Here is a 20,400-nt window from a genome sequence, read left to right as displayed (position 1 = left end):
AAATTGAAGTAAACTCACGAGCATCGCAAAATACATGCAGAAAGTAGCCGCCTACCGTATTTAGCGCGTCGCCACAACGCACACGTTTTCACCCCGTATGGGTGCAAATAACGGATATACCATCCGAAAAGAACCGAGGAACGTCACGGATGACAGTAACTTCCCTGAAGCGAGCATGTATAGCCGCGCTACCTCGCACTGAACAGCCGCTTAATCCTCGCAAACAGGCCGCCTTTCGAAGTCTTTTTCTTTGCATCCTCCTCATTCGAAGATTTGAATCTTTCTTGAGCGGCCCTTGGCTTGGGCACTTCTTCCACAGCCCAAGGGTCTTCCACATTCCACGAATCTTCATCTTCCCAAAGATCCTCATCCTCCCAAGAATCCATGGCTTCCCAAGGATCGCTTGCAGTCTTCGAAACAGGCATCGCCGTCTCACCCTTGATGAAGGCAAGCACCTGCGGCAGGTCCTGAGGCTGCACCAACACCTCACGGGCCTTGCACCCTTCGGAAGGCCCCACAACGCCATGCGACTCCAACAAATCCATCATGCGGCCCGCCTTGGCGAACCCAACGCGCAGCTTGCGCTGCAACATAGACGTGGAACCAAACTGTGAAGTGACGACTAGTTCCGCCGCCTGCAGAAGCAAGTCCATATCGCCGCCGATATCCTCATCCGGATTCACACCGTCCGGACCATCGCCCCAGTGGATATCGAAATCATCCAGATCGACGCCAATGTTCCTATCTGGTTTAATATCCTTCTTGTTAGACACTCGGCGTGGAGCAGGTCGGGTCCGAATAGCCTTCGCTCTCCGAGCATCATCCGCCTTTCTTTCTCCATTGAGAAAATCAAGCACTTCTTTGGAGGCAACTAGGAAGTTATCATTTATATGGTGAGCGAGATATAGCCCGTGAATATCCGTCAGTCTCGACAGAGCCGTGTATAACTGGCCGAAATCCCAGCAATCCGGATAGATAATCGCCCTATCGAATGTTTGCCCCTGTGACTTATGAATGGTAATTGCCCAAGCTAATTTAAGGGGTATCTGTTCAAATGTTCCCACAACTTCTTTTTCAACGCGACCGTTAACAAGAGCAGGCTTCGTGATCTTCCACTCAAAGCTTTGCACAAAAGTAGTCCCTATTCCATCAAAACGAACCAGGGCACCTGAACCATCGCAACTTATGACCGTTCCCAATGAACCGTTCATGAATGTATCTTCAGAGTTGTTGACAAGCGCCATGACCCGCGCGCCAGGCTTCAACGAAAGCTCCTCATCCGTCGGCATATCTGCCTTGAGAACCTCACCGGTCACATACGCCACGAATGTCATTTCCTCATCCTTTAAGGCGTCAAGCCTCCGCATGTTCTCATCCAACGCCTGAGCATTGGTGCCGCAAAGAATGATGGAATCAGACAGCGGCTCGGAAAGAGCGTGCTGTTCTATCCAATGCGCACCATTCTTGTCGCCGACCCTGCAAGCATTAAGAGCCGCGACAAATTGAGTGTCCCTTTGCCTGATCGCCTCGCAGAGTTCCACTTTTTCGAAATCCCAAAAATCCCATTCGCTACTTTGGAACGCAAACGCTTCCCCAACGTCATAGCCATATTTTTCTTCCAAAAACCGTCTCTCTTCGTCGGTAACAACGGGCGGAAGCTGGCAAAAATCACCAACGACCAATAATTGGCAAAGACCCTTGCCTTGACGTTTGCGCATATTGCCAGCAATCTTCAACACCGAGGAAAGATAATCGAATACATCCATACGGCACATGGACACTTCATCGAGAATTAACAGATCACAGTCCAGGAGAGGTGAATCCATAGGTATAAAAGGATGCGGGTCTATTTCCAAAGTCCGCATCGGGCGAATGCCAAGAACGCGGTGTATTGTCGAACCACCCACGTTTAGCGCGGCTATACCCGTCGGAGCGCATGTAATGACATTCAGCCCCGACGTTTGCGCCCATTCAATAATCCGCTCGACAATATAGGATTTACCCGTGCCAGCGAGGCCCGTAAGATAAACGTTCCTGCCTTCTTTAACCAAGTCAAAAACTTTTTTCTGACCATCAGTCAAGCCATGGAAATCCACGACAACGCTTTTTGCCGTGGACCAGATCCGCTTATATTCCTCTTGTTTCTTGGAAAGCGTTTCAAGAGCATCCGCATCGGCCTTTTCAAGCGCGTCCAGAAAAGCTCTTTCCGAAACAATCTCAATGGCGGGCTTATTCGCAATCTTTAATTCAATGGCATGCTTGACTTTCGTTCCATAACTGCCGAAAGCCCAAGCCGCGTTGCCCCTACTACCAACAATCACATAATCGGTGCTTTTTGAAGGCCCGGACTCTGTGACCTTGCCACCGGCCTTCTCAATCATCTCAGCGGCGGTCGTTTTGCCGCCATGCATTTCAAAATCTCCAGAAAGCACAAAGCGCTTATTACGAAAAACCGGAGTCATACAATTCGATACCGGGTTTTTCAGCATCTTGACGACCCATAGAAGCCTTGCTTTTTGCTCTTCGTTAATACCAGCATTATCGGAAATGTCACCAAGGAGTTTTGCGATCTGTTTTACCAAGGTGTCTTCCAAATAAGCGTACTGTTCTTCGTAAAGCTTGAGCAATCGTTTGACGTCCGCCACTGCAAAACGAGGATTATCACCAGCGTCGGAGACAAGCTTGATGAACTCTCCGACTTGGGCGGTCTTCTCACTTACCTGCCCGTATCCGTAAAACCCCATGCACCATCCCTCCAAGCATTAGCCGCACAACAGATGCCGAAAAAGAGCCGCCCTTCTATGGACGATCCCATCATCCTATCAGCTTCGCACCAGCGAATACATTCCACAAAAACCAACATCAACGAGCGCGAATGGTGCGTGGACGCGTGCCATTATGGGTTTGGATTGTGATAAGTTGCATATTTGCATGAGTCCTGAGGGTGAGCAGAGTATGTTCAGGGCAATCAGAACCAGTGGATCATGACTGACGGAACGAAGGCTGGCACACGTCATATGGAACATGTGGAATGTGCGTGCCAGCCCTCTTTGTTTGGCTTGCGTGAACCGCCTGCGATTCCGTCACATACTTTTGGATTGCCATACGCGTTTGGCGATCCGGTATGAAACAACGAGCAGAATCGCCTCCACCACTATGGCCGCCATCATAAGTACGGCGGGATTGTGCTGCATCATGCTGTCAAAACCGGTGGCGAGCATTTGGCATGTTTCAGGAAACTGCTTGACGATGCCAACGAACAGAAGCGCTATCACCGCAACAATTCCCACGATGACGGACATGGCCCGCTGCGAAGTGAAACAGTAGAGCAATGGTAGCGCGATAATGCCGAACAGCAGCCAGAACATGAGAATGCCTTTGCTGGAGCCCGCTACCCGATAGAGGTCGAGTCTTATCTGTTGCATCATGGCCGTCATGGCCGTACTCAGTCGCTGCGAGGGTTCCGGCGTAGTTACCGTTGCGTTGGATGCCGTGAGGTCGCTCATCGTTCTTCCTTTCCGTTGCCGGAATTGCCGAGAATCGTGTATCCTCGTGCGTTCGCGTTGGTTAGGCGTATGACGTCGTCGACGGACGCCCGTTCGACCTGCAACCGTTGCATGTCGATATGCGAGAGTCGATCGACGCTCACCAGTGCGTCGAAACCGGTTTCGTAACGGCGCAGTCCTATGGCCGTATTGGTTATGGCGTCAGCAAGTTCGTTCGGCCCGCCTTTGACGATGCGGAACGTATCTTCGAATTCGTCTTTGGGTCCGGTGTAGTAGAGGAGTCCGCCATTGATGTAGGCGATGAAGTCGGCGGAGCGTTCCAGATCGGCGGTGATGTGCGTGGAGAACAGCACGCCGTGTTCGCCGTCCGCCACATAGTCGGCCAGAATGTCCATGAGTTCGTCGCGGGCGAGCACGTCCAGTCCGCTGGTCGGCTCGTCGAGGATCAGGAGTTTCGCATCATGGCTGAGTGCCACGGCGAGCATGAGTTTCATGCGCATGCCTCGCGAAAGCTCTTTGATTTTCCTCCCCTGATGCAGATCGAAACGCTGCAGATACGTTTGGTATAGCTCGTGATCCCATGCCGGGTACAGTGGCGCCATGGCTCGTTCCACTGTTTTCACACGCCATTGGGTCCGATGAGTCCCATGATGTATCCGCAAGGCAGGTCGAAGGTGATGTCATCCAGAATGAATCCGGAGTCGAAACGCTTGGCCAATGAGGTGACGGCCAACGCCATCTTCTCACCCATGCACGCTGGTGTGGTATTCATTGTTGTTCCTTGTAGGCTTGTTCGAACATGCCAAGCAGATCGATCAGCTCGATGTCGGCGGCTTTGGCAGCCGCACACGTCTGCTTGAAGACCTGCATGATGCGCTCTCGGGCACACTGTTTCATCAGCTCGCTGCTTCGGCTCATCACGAACGTTCCTTTGCCTTGCATGTTCTCCACCAGTCCCTCGTCGGCCAGTTCGTTGTATGCCCTAGTGACGGTGAGTACCGAGATGCGCAGCTCCTTGGCAAGTTTGCGCAAGGATGGCAATGCTTCACCCGGTTGGAGTTCGCCGGAAAGTATCGCGGCACGGATTTGGTTCTTGATTTGTTCGTAGATCGGTTCGCCGGACACGGATGAGATGATCAGCTTCATTCTGCGTCCTTTCTGTATTGCTGTTATATATAACAGTATCACACTTTCATTAAACTGTTATAGTGTATTGCATAACAGTTGCATGTGCATCAACTTAAACAATTAAGTTCAGTATTTCCAACGGTTTTCACAGGAGCATATAACCCGCAGGATAGCGGGTCGCATGTGCTGAACAATAAAAAAGGACCCGCTATAAGCGGATCCAAAACCATCACAAATCTCTTGACGGATTGTCTGAATATCCGGTAAAACTACAGCTCTTGAGGAGCGTCATGAAAATCGAACATGATACCGTCCGCAAGCTCGCAGATCTCGGGCCAATCGGCATCGGACGAATCGTCGTGCATGGCCCATACCTTCATGCCAACCGACTTGGCGGAACGCATGCCGACCAGCAAATCCTCGAACACGGTGCACTCCCCCGGCTCGACTCCGAGACGAGATGCAGCCAACAGATACACGTCCGGCCGGTCTTTGCCGACATCGCCGGCATCATCGACGCTGACCACTTCATCGAAGTAGTCGAAAATACCAACATGCTTCATCGCCGGCTCTCTCATCATCGGCGGTAGCGATGTGGCAACGGCAAGTTTCGCTCCGCTCCCCTTCAATTGAGCGAGATATTCGCGCGCATATGGCTTGGCTTCGACCACTGTGGAATACATGACGCGAGCCATATGATCCCACTCGTCCATCAGCTCTTCGGGAGTGTCGGATAGATCAAAACGCGCGATCGTATATTCGGCGATCTGGCGGAATTGCATGGCTGCAACTTTCGTCATGTAATCGTCCGGCACATCAATGCCTCGTTTTGAAAGAAAATCGATGTCAACCTGATCCCATACGCCCATGGAATCAAGTAGTGTGCCGTCAAGATCGAAAATGGCGCCTTTGCCTTGGTTGCTTGCCATCGATATCCTGCCTTTCGATTCTTATTCAAAACTGCTCACGCAGTTTTTGATGGTCGATTCCTGTTTCACGGGGTCCTTTATTATTGTGCGTCCTACGTTAATCGAGAACCGATGATTTGAGCAGTTCTTCGGCATGTTCCAGCGAGGCTTCGCTTTCGCTGCCGGACAGCATGCGTGCGATCTCATGCACACGATCGCCGCCACGCACCTGTTTGATGGTGGTTTCGACCGACCCATCTTTCGTTTCGCCTTTCGCGACAACATATTGCTCGTCGGCCCAGGATGCGACCTGCGGCAGATGGGTGACAACTATGACCTGCGCGGATTGAGCGAGTTTCGCCAATCGCGCGCCAAGCTCCACCGCGGTTTTGCCACCGACACCCGCATCGACCTCATCGAAAATGAACGTCATGGGAGGCACGGAACCGCCCGCCACCACATGTTTTTCCGCCGCAACGAGTTCGAGTGCCAGCATGAGTCGGCTCAGCTCGCCACCAGACGCGCTTTTACCCATAGGCATTTGCGGTGAGCCGGGAAACGGTGTGAACAGAAAATCAATGTCGTCAGCACCGGAGGCGTCCAAATGTTCACGTTCCGATACGCGGATTTCCAGCTTTGATCCACTCATGGCCAGTGATTCAAGTTCCGCAGTGACTTTGGCGGCGAGCTCTTTCGCCGCGGCGGTACGTCTTTTGCTTACCGCACGTGCCGCTTTCAACGCTTCACCAAACAGTTTCTCGCGTTCCTCCTGCAATTGGCCGACTTTTTCCGGAGATGCATCCAAGTCTTCCAAGTCGAACACCGCTTGATCCCTCCACGCGATCACATCCGACAATTCCGGGCCCCAACGACGAACCAATTCGTCAAGCTCATGGATACGTCCATTGATGGCATCCAAGTCTTCCATGCCGAGATCATTGTCGACTTCGCCCGACAAGGTAAACACCACATCAGACAAATCAGTACTGATGGAATCAAGCCGATCGGCCAATTCCGAAAACACGCCGTCCACGTGAATGGCACGAAGCGCCTGCGACGCGCGATCAATCAGATCGGTGGCGCTGGATGATTCAACATCGTCAACAACCTGCGAAGCATCCAACGCACTCAACGCACGGTTCACCCCTTCGGCGATCTCGGCCGCGTTCTCAATGCGATCACGGCGAGCACGCAACTCGGCCATCTCCCCCGGCTGCGGATCGATGCGGTTGATTCGTTCGATGGACTCGCGCAGGTAGTCCGCCTGCTGACGCATGGACGACTCCTGACTCGACAATCGCTCCAACCGATCATCCATGGCACGAAGCGCATTCCAAGCTTTGCCGTATGCGGCCAACGCCACGTCATCGCCGGCATAGCGATCCAAAAACTCACGTTGTCTTACGGAAGAAGCGATACGCAGCTGGTCTGCCTGACCATGAATCGTCACCAGCTCCGCTGCGATCGACCCCAGTACGGAACGAGGCACGCTACGCCCTGACAGCATGCTGCGGGAACGACCGGAGGCAGGCACCTTGCGAGACAGGAACAGTTCTCCGTCTTCAGGTTCGAAACCCGCCTCGTGCGCCGCAGCAACCGCCGCAGGCGATGAGGCGACCTCGAACACGCCCTGCGCCCACGCTTCGTTCGCTCCAACCGATACGCGGCCACCGTCGGAAGGGCCGCCGGAAATCAGCCGGATCGCACTGAGCAGCATCGATTTGCCGGCACCCGTCTCACCGGTGATCGCCGTCATACCGCCGGCAGGCGCGATCAATGCCGAACGGATCGGTCCAAGATTATGAATCTCAAGTTCTTCAAGCATCAGTGTTTTTACTCGTTCGCTTCTTTATCTTCCGGAGACACGTGGCCGTGATGTACTTCCCCGGTTTTACGTGCCTGTTCGCGCCATCCGACAACAGGAAGATCGAATTTCGTGACCAAGCGATTCGTGAAGGGCACGCCGGAAAGACGGGCCAGACGCAAGGTGCTCTTCGATTCGCGTACTTCGACGCGCGTGCCTCGTGGCAATGCGCGTTGGCGGCGGCCATCGCAGCAGATCCAGCCGTCCGACGTGGAATCCTCGAGAATATCGATGGCGAACGTGGAACCGGAACCAATAATCAACGGACGGGCGAACAAGGCATGAGCCGCCAATGGCACCAACTGCAACGCCTTCACGTTCGGCCACATGATCGGCCCTCCTGCGGAAAACGCATACGCAGTGGAACCGGTCGGCGTCGATACAATCACGCCATCGCAGCCGAAGGAGCTCATTTCCACATCATCCACGCGAATCGACAATTCGACCATTTTGCCACGGTCGGCACGCTCCAGCGTGATGTCATTCAACGCCCAATCGCCAATCGGCTCATTCGCCCCCGGCAGCCACACGTCAACATGCGCGATCATGCGTTCATCGATGGAATAATCATGCTCGGCAACCCTGCGGATCGCCTCACTCATCTGGAAGCTTTCAAATTCCGCCAAAAAACCGACATGTCCCAAGTTCACGCCAAGAATCGGCACGCTGGTGCAGTGCACCAGTTCGGCCGCTCGAAGAATGGTGCCATCCCCGCCGAGCACCACCACAATTTCGGTTCGTTCGGGAACCACCGGCGACTGCCTGCCGAAGTCCGGCGCCTCGATATTGTCGATGATCGACACTTCGAAACCGGCCTGGGTCAGCTGCTCGACCGCCTCCTCAACCACCGTTCCGCTCTCTCTCAGGCGACTATGTGTCACCACCACCGCATGACGGGTACCGAACATCGTCAATCCCTTTCCAGCAAAGGAAACGTCCTATGAAAAACGCCTATGAAGACGCCACCGACCTCCAGTGTAATCGAACAAATGAACGAAAACCGGCAATGCGCGTCGGAAACATGCCAAAACCCGCGGAAATACCCCAAATCCGCCTCCAATGCAAGCCACGAATCAGGAATGTCAGCCGTCAAGTAGCCTGTTAGTCGCACATATGCTTACAATAGCTCACAGGAAAGAAGACCAACACATCATAAGAAAAGGAGAGAGGAACGGCATGTCAAACCTCGTCTTTGACGAGTCCTCCTCCAATCGTGAGGCCTCGCATGGCTACGCATGGTGGTTCTCGGGAGATACTTTCGAGAAGGCCATGGCGGAAGACCGCAAGCCGCGCAAACGCGGCCTCGTGCACCGACTCGTCAACCATCCGGGCTGCCTGACCATCTTCTACTTCCTGACGCTCGCGACGTTGTCCACTACGTTGCTGATGACACCCATCGCCACACCGAAAGACGAAACCACCACGTTCACCACCGCGTTCTTCACCGCGGTATCCGCCATTTCCACATGCGGCATCTCCATCGTCAACTCCACCACGCATTGGACCACCTTCGGCCAAGGCGTGCTCATCTTCGCCGTGCAGATGGGCGGCCTTGGCGTCATGACGTTCGCCTCCTTGATCGCATTGGCCGTGAACCACCATCTCAAGGCCACGCAACGCATGCTGACCGCCAACGAACTCGGCACCACGAAGCTCGGTGAAATCAAAGGCGTGCTCACCGTGGTCATCACCACCGCGTTCGTCATCGAAGGCATCACATTCGTCGCATTGTTCCCCGGCCTCTACAAAGTCAACCACGGCAATGTGCGCCACACATTGTGGGAATCGCTGTTCTTCGCGGTCATGGCGTACAACAATGCCGGCTTCACCCCCGACGGAGCCGGGCTGCATGTCAACAACTGGGCGGTCGGCCTGCCGATCCTGGCCAGTGCTTTCTGCGGAACCCTCGGCTTCCCGGTGTTGTTGAACCTGATGCGCTCCTGGCGCATGCGCCGTCCTCCGAAGCGCTGGAGCCTGCACACCAAGCTCACACTGACCACCACGTTCTGCATTGTGATCGCCTCGTTCACGTGGTTCCTGCTGATGGAATGGAACAACAAGCTGCTGTTCGCCGGAGACGGCATCGAGCCGCGCCTCTGGCACGCCATGGTCGCGGCCGTCATGCCACGAAGCTCCGGATTTGACCTGTCGTGGATGCCAGGCGTCAGCGACGCAACCAAAGTGTTCCTGTCCATCGTCATGTTCATCGGCGGTGGCAGCACCTCGACCGCAGGTGGCATCCGCGTCACCACGTTCGCGGTGATTCTGCTGACTTGTCGTGCCGCATTCACCGGACGCCACGACATCAACGCGTTCCACCGCCGCATCCACACGCAGGCGGTTATGACCGCCGTGGCCGTAAGTACGGCATGCCTCATGCTGGTCACCGTGGTGTCGATGGCGCTGATGATCATCACCGACTGCTCGCTGTGCGACGCACTGTTCGATACCTGCTCCGCGTTCGGCCTGGGCGGCTACTCGGTGGGCGTAGCCAGTGAAAGCAGCCCAACGGCGCTATACATTCTCGCCGCCACCATGTTCATCGGGCGTCTCGGACCGCTCACCATCGCCTACGCGATTTCGCGTCCACACAATCTCGAGGCCGTCCGCTACCCCACCGAGCAGATCGTGGTCGGCTGACGATACGGCTTCATATACTTGCAGTTGCCTGCAATCACACATGAATATAGTTTTTTGAAGACGGAATTTCGAAAGGTGTATAACATCATGGCTAACAACACCAGAAGCGTTCTCGTAGTTGGTTTGGGGCGTTTCGGCAGCTCTGTGGCCACCACGCTCGACATGATGGGTCAGGATGTGCTCGCCGTCGACAAAGATGGCGAACTGGTGAACCGTTGGTCTTCGCAGATTCCCACCGTGCAGGCCGACATGACCGATGTGATGGCGTTGGAGCAAATCAACGCATCCGATTTCGACACGGCCGTCGTGGCCATCGGCGACAGCGTCGAAGCTTCCGTCATTACCGCCGGCAATCTGCTCGACGCCGGCATTTCCGACATTTGGGCCAAGTCCGTGTCGAAGGAACACGCCCGCATTTTGCAGCGCATCGGCGCACGCCACATCATCAACGCGGAAACCGATGCAGGCAAACGCGTCGGACATCTTGTGTCCGGCAACTATCTCGACTACATCGAACTTGAAGGCGCATACAACGTCGTCAAAATACATACCCCCGCACACGTGGTCGGCTACACAATCGAAGACGCTCGCGTGCATGAACGTTTCGGCATCACCGTGGTCGGTATCAAATCCCCGGGCAAGGAATTCGAATACGGTTCGAAAGAGCTCATCATGCACCGCAACGACGAGCTCATCATCATGGGCAAGCAGGATCAGATCGACCGGTTCCTACGCGGCTGACATGCTCGTTCCATATGGAAAAATCCGGAATTTCATAATCATGATTTCCGGATTTTCTTTTACTTACCTTATTTGCCTTGCTTACACTGCAGACACGGTTTTCTCAATCAGCCACTGTTTCATTGCATGACCGCGTACAGCAGATATTCGATATTGCCATGCGTGCCTTCAATGGGAGATACCGTTGTGGCGCGCACGTCAAGCCCGTTGCATTCCGCGCATGCCACGACGGATGCCAACGCCTGTTCGCGTAATTCCTGACTTTCGACAATCCCGTTTTTTCCAAGGTTGCCCTTGCCGACCTCGAATTGCGGTTTGACCAGTAGCACGATCTGTGCCTGCGGTGCGGCGATTCTTGCGATCACGGGAATCACATAGGTCAGGGAAATGAACGACACGTCGGAAACAATCATTTCCGGACGATACGGCAAATCATCCACATACACATCGCGAATATTGACGCCGCTCATTTCGACAATACGATCGTCATGTGCGATTTTCGGATCCAATTGTCCATGGCCAACATCCAATGCGACGACCTGTGCAGCATCATTTCGCAATAACACATCACAGAAACCGCCGGTGGACGCACCGATATCCAAGCAACGTAATCCTTGCGCGGAACGCAATCCGGCGGCGGCGAACTGTTCGAACGCGCCGACAAGCTTGTATGCGCCACGGGAAACGTAACCGTCTCCCCTATCTGCTGTGATGACGTCATCGCAACAGACTTTCGTTGACGCCTTGGTGACGGTGACACCGTTCACACTGACTTTGCCGTCCGCGATCAAACGTTGCGCTTTGGAACGACTGTCGGTCAGACCTCGTTCCAACAACGCAACGTCAAGACGAACCACTTGAACGGAATCACTGTTTCGCAATGGTTTTCCAATAATCGGCATGAACTGTTCGTTAGGAAATACGGAGTTCCGGAACGATCACGCCACTCACATCTCGCCCGCTGTCGGCCGCGGCCCACATAGCGCAGCATGCGGCACGCAACCCGTCGACGCTGGTGATGTCGGTGACATACAGGCGGTCGCCGTCAACGCGGGCCTTCGCATCGCGGCACAGCCATGCGCCCTCATCATGCACCACTTCAGGAGCGGGCTCGTTCAAGCCCCGCAGATCTTTGGCGATGTAGGTCGGGCGAAGATACGCCGGAGCGAACATGAGTTCGCGCGGATTGGTGACGCCGGTCAACACCGCAAGGGAATCGTACCCGCCACGATTGCCCGCCTCGATATCAGTGTCGAGACGGTCGCCGATGGCGAGGCACTGTTCCTTGTCCAACGGCTCGCCATCATCATGGGCTGCGAGAATGCGTGCCTCGTCATACATGGCGGATTCCGGCTTGCCTGCGGACGAAACCGGTTCCACACCGGTGGCATTGATCACAGCCATGATCATAGAACCGCATCCCGGCGCGATGCCAAGTTCACGAGGAATGGTCAGATCACGATTGGTCACGAAATAGGTCGCGCCATGCTCAACGGCATAGGCGATTTGGGCCATTTCGTTCCAAGACATGTCGGGATACCATCCTTGGATGGCGGCGACCGGCTGCGCTTCTGCGGAATCGACGACTTCAAGACCTTGCTTGGCCGCTTCCTCACGCAGATGCTGGGCGCCAAGCACGAAAACCTTCGAACCTTCAGGCACAGCACGTGCCACCATGCGCGCGGCGACAACCGACGAGGTGATGACCTGCCAGGGTTCGACATCCAAATCGAACCCCTTCAGCTGGTCTGCCACCACGGCCTGAAGTCGGGACGAATTGTTGGTGGTGTATTCCACCGTCATGCCCGAGGATTCGGCCTTGCGGATATTCTCGGCAGCATGTTCCACCGGGTTCTTACCACGGTAGACCACGCCGTCAAGATCAAGCAATGCCAGCGAGTATGCTTCGCTGAGCGGCTGATTCGTGGACTTCAGCATGCGGGCCACGTCACCTCACTCGTTATCTTCGGAGGATTCGGAAGAAGCATCCGAAGACTCTTCGGCCTCTTCAGCCTCACCGTCATCATCGGCGTCATCTTCCGCAGCATCGTCAGCTTCTGCCGGCTCATCATCGGATTCCGCGCCAGCTTCCGTCTCTTCGGCCTCAAGCTGGGTTTCGTCGTTGGTTTCGCCGTTTTCGTCGATGGCTTCGGATTCGTCTTCCTCATTCTCAGGGTCTTCCGGAGCGTACTGCGCATCATCCTCGGAAATGCCAAGCACGTCCATGAGTTCGTCGTTCAGCTCCTGCATGTCGTATTCGACAACCAGATCGTCGGAAGTCTCATCATCTTCGACATCGGCGTACTGCAGTTCAAGCTTGTCGAGCAGACGATCCAACGCGATGGCCTCATCGGTACGGCCGGCCTCTTCAAGGAAATACTGCTCGGCCTGCATCGCACGCATGCGGTATTCGCCGGCCAACCCCTTGGAACGACCCAGCGTATGCACGATCTCGATGGCTTTGTCCCACATCTTCAGATCGCCCAGAGCGCCAGCGTACACCAAGAACATTTCAGCCTTGGCTTCACCGCGCAGATACTTGGCGTCGTCGCTCACAGCCACTTCGATGGCCTTCTTCGGCTCGCCCACGCCACGCTCGCAGTCAGCGATGAACGGCAGATAATCCAGGAAACCGTTCATACGGAACGCGGTGCGGAACTCACGCAAGGCAAGCTTGTAATCACCCTGACGGTATGCCACGAAGGCGAGCGTCTCGCGGGCGAAATCGATGCGGGAAGCCTGGCGGGCCACCCACTTGGCATGTTCGAGGGCCAGCTCCGGGTTGCTCTCCTCAAGCGTATACGCGGCAAGAATGTGCAGACCAATGTTTTCCGCATGCTCCTTCGACAGGCCACGCAGGCGTTCGCGATCGTCGGTGGTGAGCATACGCCATTCGATGCCCTTCGGCATCTTCGGCTCATCAGGACGACGATGCGTGTACGGGTTCTGCGAGGGGAAGCTCACCGTGCCATCGGAATTGCGGCGCGGCTTGGCCATGTACTCGCCACGCTTCTCCTCACGGTAGGCCATCTTCTCTTCGCGGGTGAACTCGCGACGCTCCTCGCCCTGCTGCTGGTCGCGATCCTTGTGGAAGTCACGGCGCTGATCGTCACGATGGAAATCCTTACGATCGCCATCACGGAAATTACGGAGGCCGCCATCACGACGATCATTGCCACGGTGGTCGTCACGACGGAAGTTGCGGCGATCACCATCACGATGGAAATCACGGCGATCATTATCGCGGTGGAAGTTGCGGCGATCACCATCACGATGGAAATCACGGCGATCATTATCGCGGTGGAAGTTACGACGGTCGCCATCTTCACGACGGAAGTTACGACGGTCGCCGTCACGGTGGAAATCCTTACGATCGCCATCACGACGATCGTCACGACGGAAGCTGGAACGCTCGCCGTCGCGCTGGTAGCGCGGATTGTCGCCGCGCCCGCCACGGTAGCCACGGTGGTCGTCACGACGCTCGCCGTCACGGTGGAACTTGCGCGGACCGTTGTGGAAGCGACGCTCCTGGCCTTCGCCTTCGCCGTCACGATGGAAATCGCGGTCGCGGTGGAAGTTGCCACCGTTGCCCTTGCGGTATCCGCCCTTATGGTCGTCGTTGTGGAAGCCGCCGGACTTGTGGCCGTAGGACTTGCCGCCATTGCCGCGCGGCTTGAATCCCTTGCCGCCGCGATTGCCCGGCTTGCCCGAGCCGTAGGACTTGTGGTTGCCGTAGGACTTGCCGCGCGATCCGCGCTGTTCTTCTGCCATGCTGTTCCTTATATTCCTTGTATTCCTTGAGGATGGTCTTCGTTTGTTCTTTGCTTAAGTTTGTTTGCGCCGCTCGCGATTGCCTCACGCGTTTTCTACGACGCCGAGGGCCTTCTTGCCGCGACGAATCAATGCGAAACGTCCATGCAGGAAGTTGTTTTCGTTCAAAACCTGCTCTTCGTCTTCAACACGGGCGTTGTTCAGATACACGCCGCCGGCCTTGATCGTCTTGCGCGCTTCGGAAATCGACTTGAACAGTCCGGCCTTCATGCCGGCTTCCGCCACACGGTCGCCCACCGCGGCCTTGGCGAACTCGCCGTCGATCTTCACGCCGTCAAGAGCGGCTTCAAGCGTGGACTCGTCAACGTCCGCAAGATCGCCGCCACGGCCGAACAGCGCACCGGCGGCCTCGATAGCCTGTCGGGTGGCTTCCTCACCATGCACCAGGCTGGTGACCTCCCAAGCCAAGGTGCGTTGCGCCTCACGCGCGCCCGGATTGGTCTTGCTTTCCTCCACAAGACGTTCGATCTCCGTCTTCGGCAGGAACGTGAACACCTTCAGCAGGTTCTCCATCTCGCTGTCGGGGCGGTTGAACCAGAACTGGTAGAACTTGTACGGGCTCAGCATAGTGCCGTCAAGCCAGACGGCGTTGCCTTCGGACTTGCCGAACTTCTTACCCTGAGCGTCGGTGATGATAGGGCTGGTGAACACGTTCACATCCACGCCACGTACCTTGTGGATCAAGTCAAGACCGGACGTGAGGTTGCCCCACTGGTCGGATCCGCCAAGCTCAAGCACGCAATGGTATTCGTCGAACAGGTGCAGGAAGTCGTTGCCCTGCAGCACCTGATAGCTGAACTCGGTGAAGGAAATGCCATCTTCGGAATTCAGTCGACGGGCGACGGTGTCTTTGGCAAGCATGGTACCCAAACGGAAGTTCTTGCCGACGTCACGTAGGAAGTCGATGACGTTCATGGAGGCGGTCCAATCGTAATTGGACACGAAACGGACCGGATTGCTGCCTTCCACTTCGAGAATGCCGCCGATCTGCGCCTTCAGACGCTCGGCCCAACCAGCCACGACGTCTTTCGGATTGAGCGTACGTTCGCCCGATTGGCGAGGATCGCCGATCAAGCCGGTGGCGCCGCCGACCAGGGCAATCGGATGATGGCCTGCTGCCTGAAGGTGACGCATGTTGATGAGCTGCACCAGATTGCCGATATGCAGGGAGGCAGCAGTCGGATCGAAACCGCAATAATAGGAAATGGGATCTCCGTTCAACGCTTCGGCGAGTCGATTCCTGTCAGTGGACTGGGAAATCAACCCGCGCCATTCCAGTTCATCGAGGACGGACTCGAAACCGGCCTCCTTGAAATCGATGACGTGAGCCATAGCTGTGTTTTCTCCCTATTGAATTGCGGATGATACTGCGTTTTACGCATCCTACAGTTTCGCAGAAGATGAAGACAGCCACACTCGGCGTTTTTCGTGGAATTATTTGATGTCGGCATTATTGTGCGATTGCCTGCGACGCAGCATTTCACGTACGGTTTCGATGATCTTGCTGTATTTGGTGGAATCCGTGGAGCGCAAACGCGGGAACGCACTGATCATACGACGCTGCTGTCTGTTCAAAATGGAAGTTGCAGTGGCCTGCATGTTGGCAAGAGCCTCAAACGCCTCCTGGGAGGATTCCGACAGGCCTTGGAACGTACCACGGAATTTATCTCGGAAAGCATCCCTACCCCATTGCAACGAGTCGCCGGCCTTTTCCGCATATGTTTGGACGGTTTCGCTGAACTTCGCAAGATTGTCGGCAAGATCGATGACGCCAAGCACTGTGATGACGGTATCTGTAATAACGATCACAGCGAAAATCGCACACATCCAATGCACGGCCGGCAAAGGAATCATCCGTGTTATACGTTCCACCACCGGCTGGGTGACGTCAGTGATGATCACGCCCGCAAAGCCGAACACCACGGCTCCCAGTAGGCAGATTCGCCCCTGAATGTTGAACCGGTAGTGGCTGTAGTCCCACCATCGGGCGTGGAACAGCTTTTCCATACCCCAAGAGGTAACGTATTCGAGCGTGCATGCGCCAAACGACGAAATGAAGAAAATCACCACGGGGTTATGCAGATCGCGCAACAGCACAATCGCCAAAACCGCGCCGCAACCGTAGATCGGACAAAGCGGACCGTTGAGGAAACCTCGGTTCACCCAACGATGTTCCGAAATGGATACCAGAATCGACTCGTACACCCATCCGACAAATGCATACAGCAGGAACCATAAAAACAGGTATTCCAATGCAATCATGCCATGCATTTCACTTTCCACTCTCCGGATTGCCAAGCGCCGGCTTGTTGAAACGGTCCAGAGAAAGCGTCTCCTGCGTGGCGCTGATCTTGTCAGCCACAGTCACCAGATATCCTTCGATATACCTTGGTGGGCAAGGCGTCAGCGGGAACATATGGTTTTCGATGCTGTCGCGTTCCACACGATTGAGGCGGAAATCGCGCATGGCATTGCGCATGGCGGTGCCACCATGAGTGAAACCATGCATGCGATGCACACCATCGTCCCACTCGTGCCAATCATAAAGAAAATAATCATGCAGCAAAGCGGCGCGAATCAGCGAACGCAAATCCACCCTATGCCATAAGTGCAGCCTGTCTGCGATCCATACGGCCAGACAGGCCACACGGATGGAATGCGCGAATGTGGTGACCACGCCATGCTGGTAGCATTCTCTCTCGATCCGCATATGTTCATGGTTAAGGATTTCCCGCCCGTGAATACGGACAAGATGTTGTATCTGCATGCGTGTCAGCAGCACCGCTTTGCCTTGCCTATTCGATTGGTGTCGATTGGTTTTCGTTTCGTCGACTTCGGAATCGTTTGTTTGGGATCCGATTAAAGCTCACTTGAGCAATGATTCCGGCGTCTTGTATGCAGGGCCATCGCTGACGGAGTTCGCGAACGCGCGCAGCTGTTCGATGGCGGTTTTCGCGGAAACGATCTGCTCGCGCACGCGCAGCGGAGACGTGCCTCCCTTGCCGTTACGGGCGGAAACCGAACCTTCGGTGGACAACACCTCACGCACTTCAGGTGCCTTGTCGGCCGGAAGGAATTCCTTGAAGACCTCGACGAAGTCATCGTCGGTCAAATCCCAAAGTTCCTGACCACGGTCTTCGGCGATCTTCACGCATGCGCCAGAAAGCTCATGCGCATGACGGAACGGCACGCCATTCTTGACGAGCCATTCAGCGATGTCGGTGGCAAGGGCGAAGCCGGTCGGAGCTTCCGCTTCGAGGCGCTCCTTGTTGAAGACCATGGTGCCGACCATACCGGTGAAGGCCGGAAGAAGCACTTCCAACGTGTCGACCTGGTCGAACACCGCTTCCTTGTCTTCCTGCAGATCACGCGCATAAGCGGTAGGCAGGCCCTTTAGCGTAGTGAGCAGACCAGCCAGATCGCCGATGAGACGGCCGGACTTGCCTCGTGCGAGTTCCGCGATATCCGGGTTCTTCTTCTGTGGCATGATGGACGAGCCGGTGGAATAGGCGTCGTCAAGGCGCACGAACGCGAATTCCTGGGTGTTCCAAATGATGATCTCTTCAGACAGTCGGCTGATGTCGACGCCCGCCATGGCTGCGATGAATGCAAATTCGGCGACCAGATCACGGCTGGCGGTGCCGTCGATGGAGTTCGCGGTCACCTTGGAGAAACCGAGCTCGCGGGCCACGGCCACCGGCTCCAAGCCGAGAGTGTTGCCGGCGAGGGCGCCGGAACCATACGGGCTGGCGTCGATGCGCTTATCCCAATCGGCAAGACGTTCCACGTCGCGCAGCAACGGCCACACGTGGGCCATGAGCTGGTGTGCGAGCAGCACCGGCTGGGCGTGCTGCATGTGGGTGCGGCCCGGCATGACGGTGCGTCCGGCCTTTTCGGCCTGTTCGGTCAGTGTGGCTGCGAGACCAAGCAGCATTTTGGCGATGACGCGGCTGTGGCGGCGGAGCCACATGCGAATCAGCGCGGCGATCTGATCGTTGCGGGATCGACCGGCGCGAAGCTTGCCTCCAAGCTCATCTCCGGCGATCTGAAGCAGCCCACGTTCCAATGCGGTGGCCTCGTCCTCATCGTCTTCGATCGGAGCGAACGCACCGGAGTCCACACGGCGCTGCAGTTCGTCGAGAGCGTCTTCCATACGCTGCAATTCATCGGCGGTCAACAGTCCTGCACGTCCAAGCGCACGGGCATGGGCACGTGAGCCTGCGATGTCGTCATCGGCAAGACGCCAATCGAATTGGGTGGACTTGCTCAGTCGCGCGAGTTCCGGAGACGGGCCGGACTTGAAACGGCCGCCCCACAGGGCGAGGTGTTCACCATTGGTTGTGCTCTCGGTCATTGTTACTTCATTCTCCTTGCAGATATGACTGAGGGAGAGAATACCAGTCAGGATGGTCCTAACGGTACGCTCTCCCCCATTATCGAGACGATTCGGTGTAAAACCCGCTTACTCGACGCTGTTTTCCGGAACCTCGATTCCATTGTCGAACTTGACGTCGCGGGCTGCGGCCACACGGCTCGGCAGACCGTAGATGTCGATGAAGCCGTTGGACGACTTCTGATCGAAGCTGTCGCCGGAATCGTAGGTGGCCAGATTGTAGTCATACAGCGAGGTGTCGGAACGACGACCGGTCACGACGGCGCGGCCACCATGCAGAATCATGCGGATTTCGCCGGAAACGTACTTCTGGGTATCTTCGATGAAGGCGTTCAGGGACTGCGTCGCCGGGGAGAACCACTGCGCATCGTAGACGAGTTCGGCCCAGCGCTTGTCGATATCACGCTTGATGCGATGCTGCTCGCGTTCGAGACAGCAGTTTTCGAGTTCCTGGTGGGCGGTGATCAGTGCGATAGCGCCCGGAGCCTCGTACAGCTCGCGGGACTTGATGCCGACCAGACGATCCTCGATCAGATCGATACGTCCGATGCCCTGTGCGCCTGCGCGACGGTTCATCTCTTCGATGGCCTGCAGCGGAGTAACGTCGTGACCGTCGATCTTGACAGGGATGCCCTGCTTGAATTCGATGACGACCTCATCTTCGACCGGCGGGAAAGCCGGATCGTCGGTGTAAGAGTAGCAGTCCTTGGTCGGACCATTCCACGGATCCTCAAGGAATCCGGTTTCGATGGCGCGGCCCCACACGTTCTGGTCGATGGAGAACGGGCTCTTCTCGGTCTGCACGATCGGAAGCTTGTGCTCCTTAGCGAATGCGATCTCGACGTCGCGCGTCAGCGACAGATCACGGATCGGGCTGATGGCCTTCAGCGTCGGGTCGATGGAGGAGATGGACACCTCGAAACGGACCTGGTCGTTGCCCTTGCCGGTGCAGCCATGGGAGATGGTGTCGGCGCCGAACTGGTGGGCGGCGCGCACAAGATGCTTGGAGATGAGCGGGCGGGAAATGGCGGAAACCAGCGGATACACACCCTCATATAGGGCGTTGGCCTTCAGCGCCTTCATGCAGTACTCATTGGCGAACTCGTCGCGGGCGTCTACCACATACGCTTCAACGGCACCGCAGGCAAGCGCGCGCTGCTTGATGGTTTCGAGGCTTTCGCCACCCTGGCCGACGTCGAGGGATACGGCCACGACATCCTTGCCGGTGCGTTCCTTCAGATATGAAATGGCGACGGAGGTATCCAGACCACCGGAGTACGCCAGAACGAGACGATTTTGATCGCTCATGGTTTCCCTTTCTAACATCAAACGTTATTCATCAGTATATGCAATGCTCTGTATATTTATGCATATACGGTGCGTCGTGTC

Annotated in this window: 15 protein-coding genes and 2 pseudogenes; 2 read left to right on the top strand and 15 right to left on the bottom strand. The window is 55.9% G+C overall.

Annotated features, from left to right (window positions below; translation table 11 throughout):
* Positions 1-425: 425 nt before the first annotated feature.
* The 7 genes and pseudogenes from NBH13_RS08715 to NBH13_RS00485 all read right to left on the bottom strand — a co-directional run.
* Positions 426-2,444, bottom strand: a pseudogene (locus NBH13_RS08715) (DNA translocase FtsK); the annotation flags it as partial.
* 639 nt (positions 2,445-3,083) lie between these two features.
* On the bottom strand, positions 3,084-3,506 hold the full coding sequence (locus NBH13_RS00510) for an ABC-2 transporter permease (RefSeq protein WP_250778512.1): 423 nt from the start codon (positions 3,504-3,506) through the stop codon (positions 3,084-3,086).
* Positions 3,503-4,278: pseudogene (locus NBH13_RS00505) on the bottom strand (ATP-binding cassette domain-containing protein). The gene NBH13_RS00510 and the pseudogene NBH13_RS00505 overlap by 4 nt, the downstream one beginning before the upstream one ends.
* The gene (locus NBH13_RS00500) at positions 4,275-4,652 is read right to left on the bottom strand and encodes a GntR family transcriptional regulator (RefSeq protein WP_250778511.1); all 378 of its coding nucleotides are present in this window, start codon (positions 4,650-4,652) and stop codon (positions 4,275-4,277) included. The pseudogene NBH13_RS00505 and the gene NBH13_RS00500 overlap by 4 nt, the downstream one beginning before the upstream one ends.
* A gap of 251 nt (positions 4,653-4,903) precedes the next feature.
* Positions 4,904-5,563, bottom strand: a complete 660-nt coding sequence (locus NBH13_RS00495) for an HAD family hydrolase (RefSeq protein ID WP_250778510.1) — start codon at positions 5,561-5,563, stop codon at positions 4,904-4,906.
* A gap of 97 nt (positions 5,564-5,660) precedes the next feature.
* Complete coding sequence (gene recN, locus NBH13_RS00490; RefSeq protein WP_039198524.1) at positions 5,661-7,367, bottom strand: DNA repair protein RecN; 1,707 nt, start codon at positions 7,365-7,367, stop codon at positions 5,661-5,663.
* Between the two features lie 8 nt (positions 7,368-7,375).
* A complete protein-coding gene (locus NBH13_RS00485) occupies positions 7,376-8,314 on the bottom strand; it encodes an NAD kinase (protein WP_250778509.1) in 939 nt (312 codons plus the stop codon).
* A 268-nt stretch (positions 8,315-8,582) separates the two neighbouring features.
* Between NBH13_RS00485 and NBH13_RS00480 the strand changes: the two genes are divergently transcribed.
* Together NBH13_RS00480 and NBH13_RS00475 are read left to right on the top strand one after the other, a co-directional pair.
* Positions 8,583-10,046, top strand: coding sequence for a potassium transporter TrkG (locus NBH13_RS00480; RefSeq protein ID WP_250778508.1), 1,464 nt, complete (start codon positions 8,583-8,585; stop codon positions 10,044-10,046).
* Positions 10,047-10,133: 87 nt separating this feature from the next.
* Positions 10,134-10,787 carry a potassium channel family protein gene (locus NBH13_RS00475; protein ID WP_033501112.1) on the top strand — a complete coding sequence of 218 codons (654 nt, stop codon included), beginning with the start codon at positions 10,134-10,136 and terminating at the stop codon, positions 10,785-10,787.
* Between the two features lie 119 nt (positions 10,788-10,906).
* Here NBH13_RS00475 and NBH13_RS00470 read toward each other — a convergent pair whose 3' ends face one another.
* The 8 genes from NBH13_RS00470 to NBH13_RS00435 all read right to left on the bottom strand — a co-directional run bounded on the left by NBH13_RS00470 (position 10,907) and on the right by NBH13_RS00435 (position 20,337).
* Positions 10,907-11,689 carry a TlyA family RNA methyltransferase gene (locus NBH13_RS00470; RefSeq protein ID WP_187324923.1) on the bottom strand — a complete coding sequence of 261 codons (783 nt, stop codon included), beginning with the start codon at positions 11,687-11,689 and terminating at the stop codon, positions 10,907-10,909.
* A 10-nt stretch (positions 11,690-11,699) separates the two neighbouring features.
* Positions 11,700-12,725 (bottom strand): HAD-IIA family hydrolase, encoded by a 1,026-nt coding sequence (locus NBH13_RS00465; protein ID WP_250778507.1) that lies wholly within the window; start codon positions 12,723-12,725, stop codon positions 11,700-11,702.
* Between the two features lie 15 nt (positions 12,726-12,740).
* Complete coding sequence (locus NBH13_RS00460; protein WP_250778505.1) at positions 12,741-14,558, bottom strand: helicase; 1,818 nt, start codon at positions 14,556-14,558, stop codon at positions 12,741-12,743.
* Positions 14,559-14,642: 84 nt separating this feature from the next.
* Positions 14,643-15,950 carry a tyrosine--tRNA ligase gene (gene tyrS / locus NBH13_RS00455; RefSeq protein ID WP_195523940.1) on the bottom strand — a complete coding sequence of 436 codons (1,308 nt, stop codon included), beginning with the start codon at positions 15,948-15,950 and terminating at the stop codon, positions 14,643-14,645.
* A 102-nt stretch (positions 15,951-16,052) separates the two neighbouring features.
* Positions 16,053-16,880: a putative ABC transporter permease gene (locus tag NBH13_RS00450; RefSeq protein WP_099571487.1), complete on the bottom strand. Its 828-nt coding sequence runs from the start codon at positions 16,878-16,880 to the stop codon at positions 16,053-16,055.
* A 10-nt stretch (positions 16,881-16,890) separates the two neighbouring features.
* Positions 16,891-17,385, bottom strand: coding sequence for an HD domain-containing protein (locus NBH13_RS00445; RefSeq protein WP_144164395.1), 495 nt, complete (start codon positions 17,383-17,385; stop codon positions 16,891-16,893).
* A 99-nt stretch (positions 17,386-17,484) separates the two neighbouring features.
* Positions 17,485-18,972, bottom strand: coding sequence for an argininosuccinate lyase (argH, locus tag NBH13_RS00440; protein ID WP_022244997.1), 1,488 nt, complete (start codon positions 18,970-18,972; stop codon positions 17,485-17,487).
* 108 nt (positions 18,973-19,080) lie between these two features.
* Positions 19,081-20,337, bottom strand: coding sequence for an argininosuccinate synthase (locus NBH13_RS00435; protein WP_250778504.1), 1,257 nt, complete (start codon positions 20,335-20,337; stop codon positions 19,081-19,083).
* Positions 20,338-20,400 lie beyond the last annotated feature (63 nt).

Source organism: Bifidobacterium intestinale, from assembly GCF_023656765.1.
Taxonomy (GTDB): Bacteria; Actinomycetota; Actinomycetes; order Actinomycetales; family Bifidobacteriaceae; genus Bifidobacterium; species Bifidobacterium hominis.
The sequence above is the reverse complement of the archived record's forward strand: the minus strand, read 5'-3'. Positions and strand labels throughout refer to the sequence as shown.

Coding starts and splice junctions, on each gene's coding strand:
- NBH13_RS00475 (WP_033501112.1), top strand. CDS start 10,134: ATGGCTAACAACACCAGAAGCGTTCTCGTAGTTGGTTTGGGGCGTTTC.
- NBH13_RS00465 (WP_250778507.1), bottom strand. CDS start 12,725: ATGCTGAAGTCCACGAATCAGCCGCTCAGCGAAGCATACTCGCTGGCA.
- NBH13_RS00495 (WP_250778510.1), bottom strand. CDS start 5,563: ATGGCAAGCAACCAAGGCAAAGGCGCCATTTTCGATCTTGACGGCACA.
- argH (WP_022244997.1), bottom strand. CDS start 18,972: ATGACCGAGAGCACAACCAATGGTGAACACCTCGCCCTGTGGGGCGGC.
- NBH13_RS00480 (WP_250778508.1), top strand. CDS start 8,583: ATGTCAAACCTCGTCTTTGACGAGTCCTCCTCCAATCGTGAGGCCTCG.
- NBH13_RS00500 (WP_250778511.1), bottom strand. CDS start 4,652: ATGAAGCTGATCATCTCATCCGTGTCCGGCGAACCGATCTACGAACAA.
- NBH13_RS00450 (WP_099571487.1), bottom strand. CDS start 16,880: ATGATTGCATTGGAATACCTGTTTTTATGGTTCCTGCTGTATGCATTT.
- NBH13_RS00445 (WP_144164395.1), bottom strand. CDS start 17,385: ATGCAGATACAACATCTTGTCCGTATTCACGGGCGGGAAATCCTTAAC.
- NBH13_RS00435 (WP_250778504.1), bottom strand. CDS start 20,337: ATGTTAGAAAGGGAAACCATGAGCGATCAAAATCGTCTCGTTCTGGCG.
- NBH13_RS00470 (WP_187324923.1), bottom strand. CDS start 11,689: ATGCCGATTATTGGAAAACCATTGCGAAACAGTGATTCCGTTCAAGTG.
- NBH13_RS00460 (WP_250778505.1), bottom strand. CDS start 14,558: ATGGCAGAAGAACAGCGCGGATCGCGCGGCAAGTCCTACGGCAACCAC.
- NBH13_RS00485 (WP_250778509.1), bottom strand. CDS start 8,314: ATGTTCGGTACCCGTCATGCGGTGGTGGTGACACATAGTCGCCTGAGA.
- NBH13_RS00510 (WP_250778512.1), bottom strand. CDS start 3,506: ATGAGCGACCTCACGGCATCCAACGCAACGGTAACTACGCCGGAACCC.
- tyrS (WP_195523940.1), bottom strand. CDS start 15,950: ATGGCTCACGTCATCGATTTCAAGGAGGCCGGTTTCGAGTCCGTCCTC.
- recN (WP_039198524.1), bottom strand. CDS start 7,367: ATGCTTGAAGAACTTGAGATTCATAATCTTGGACCGATCCGTTCGGCA.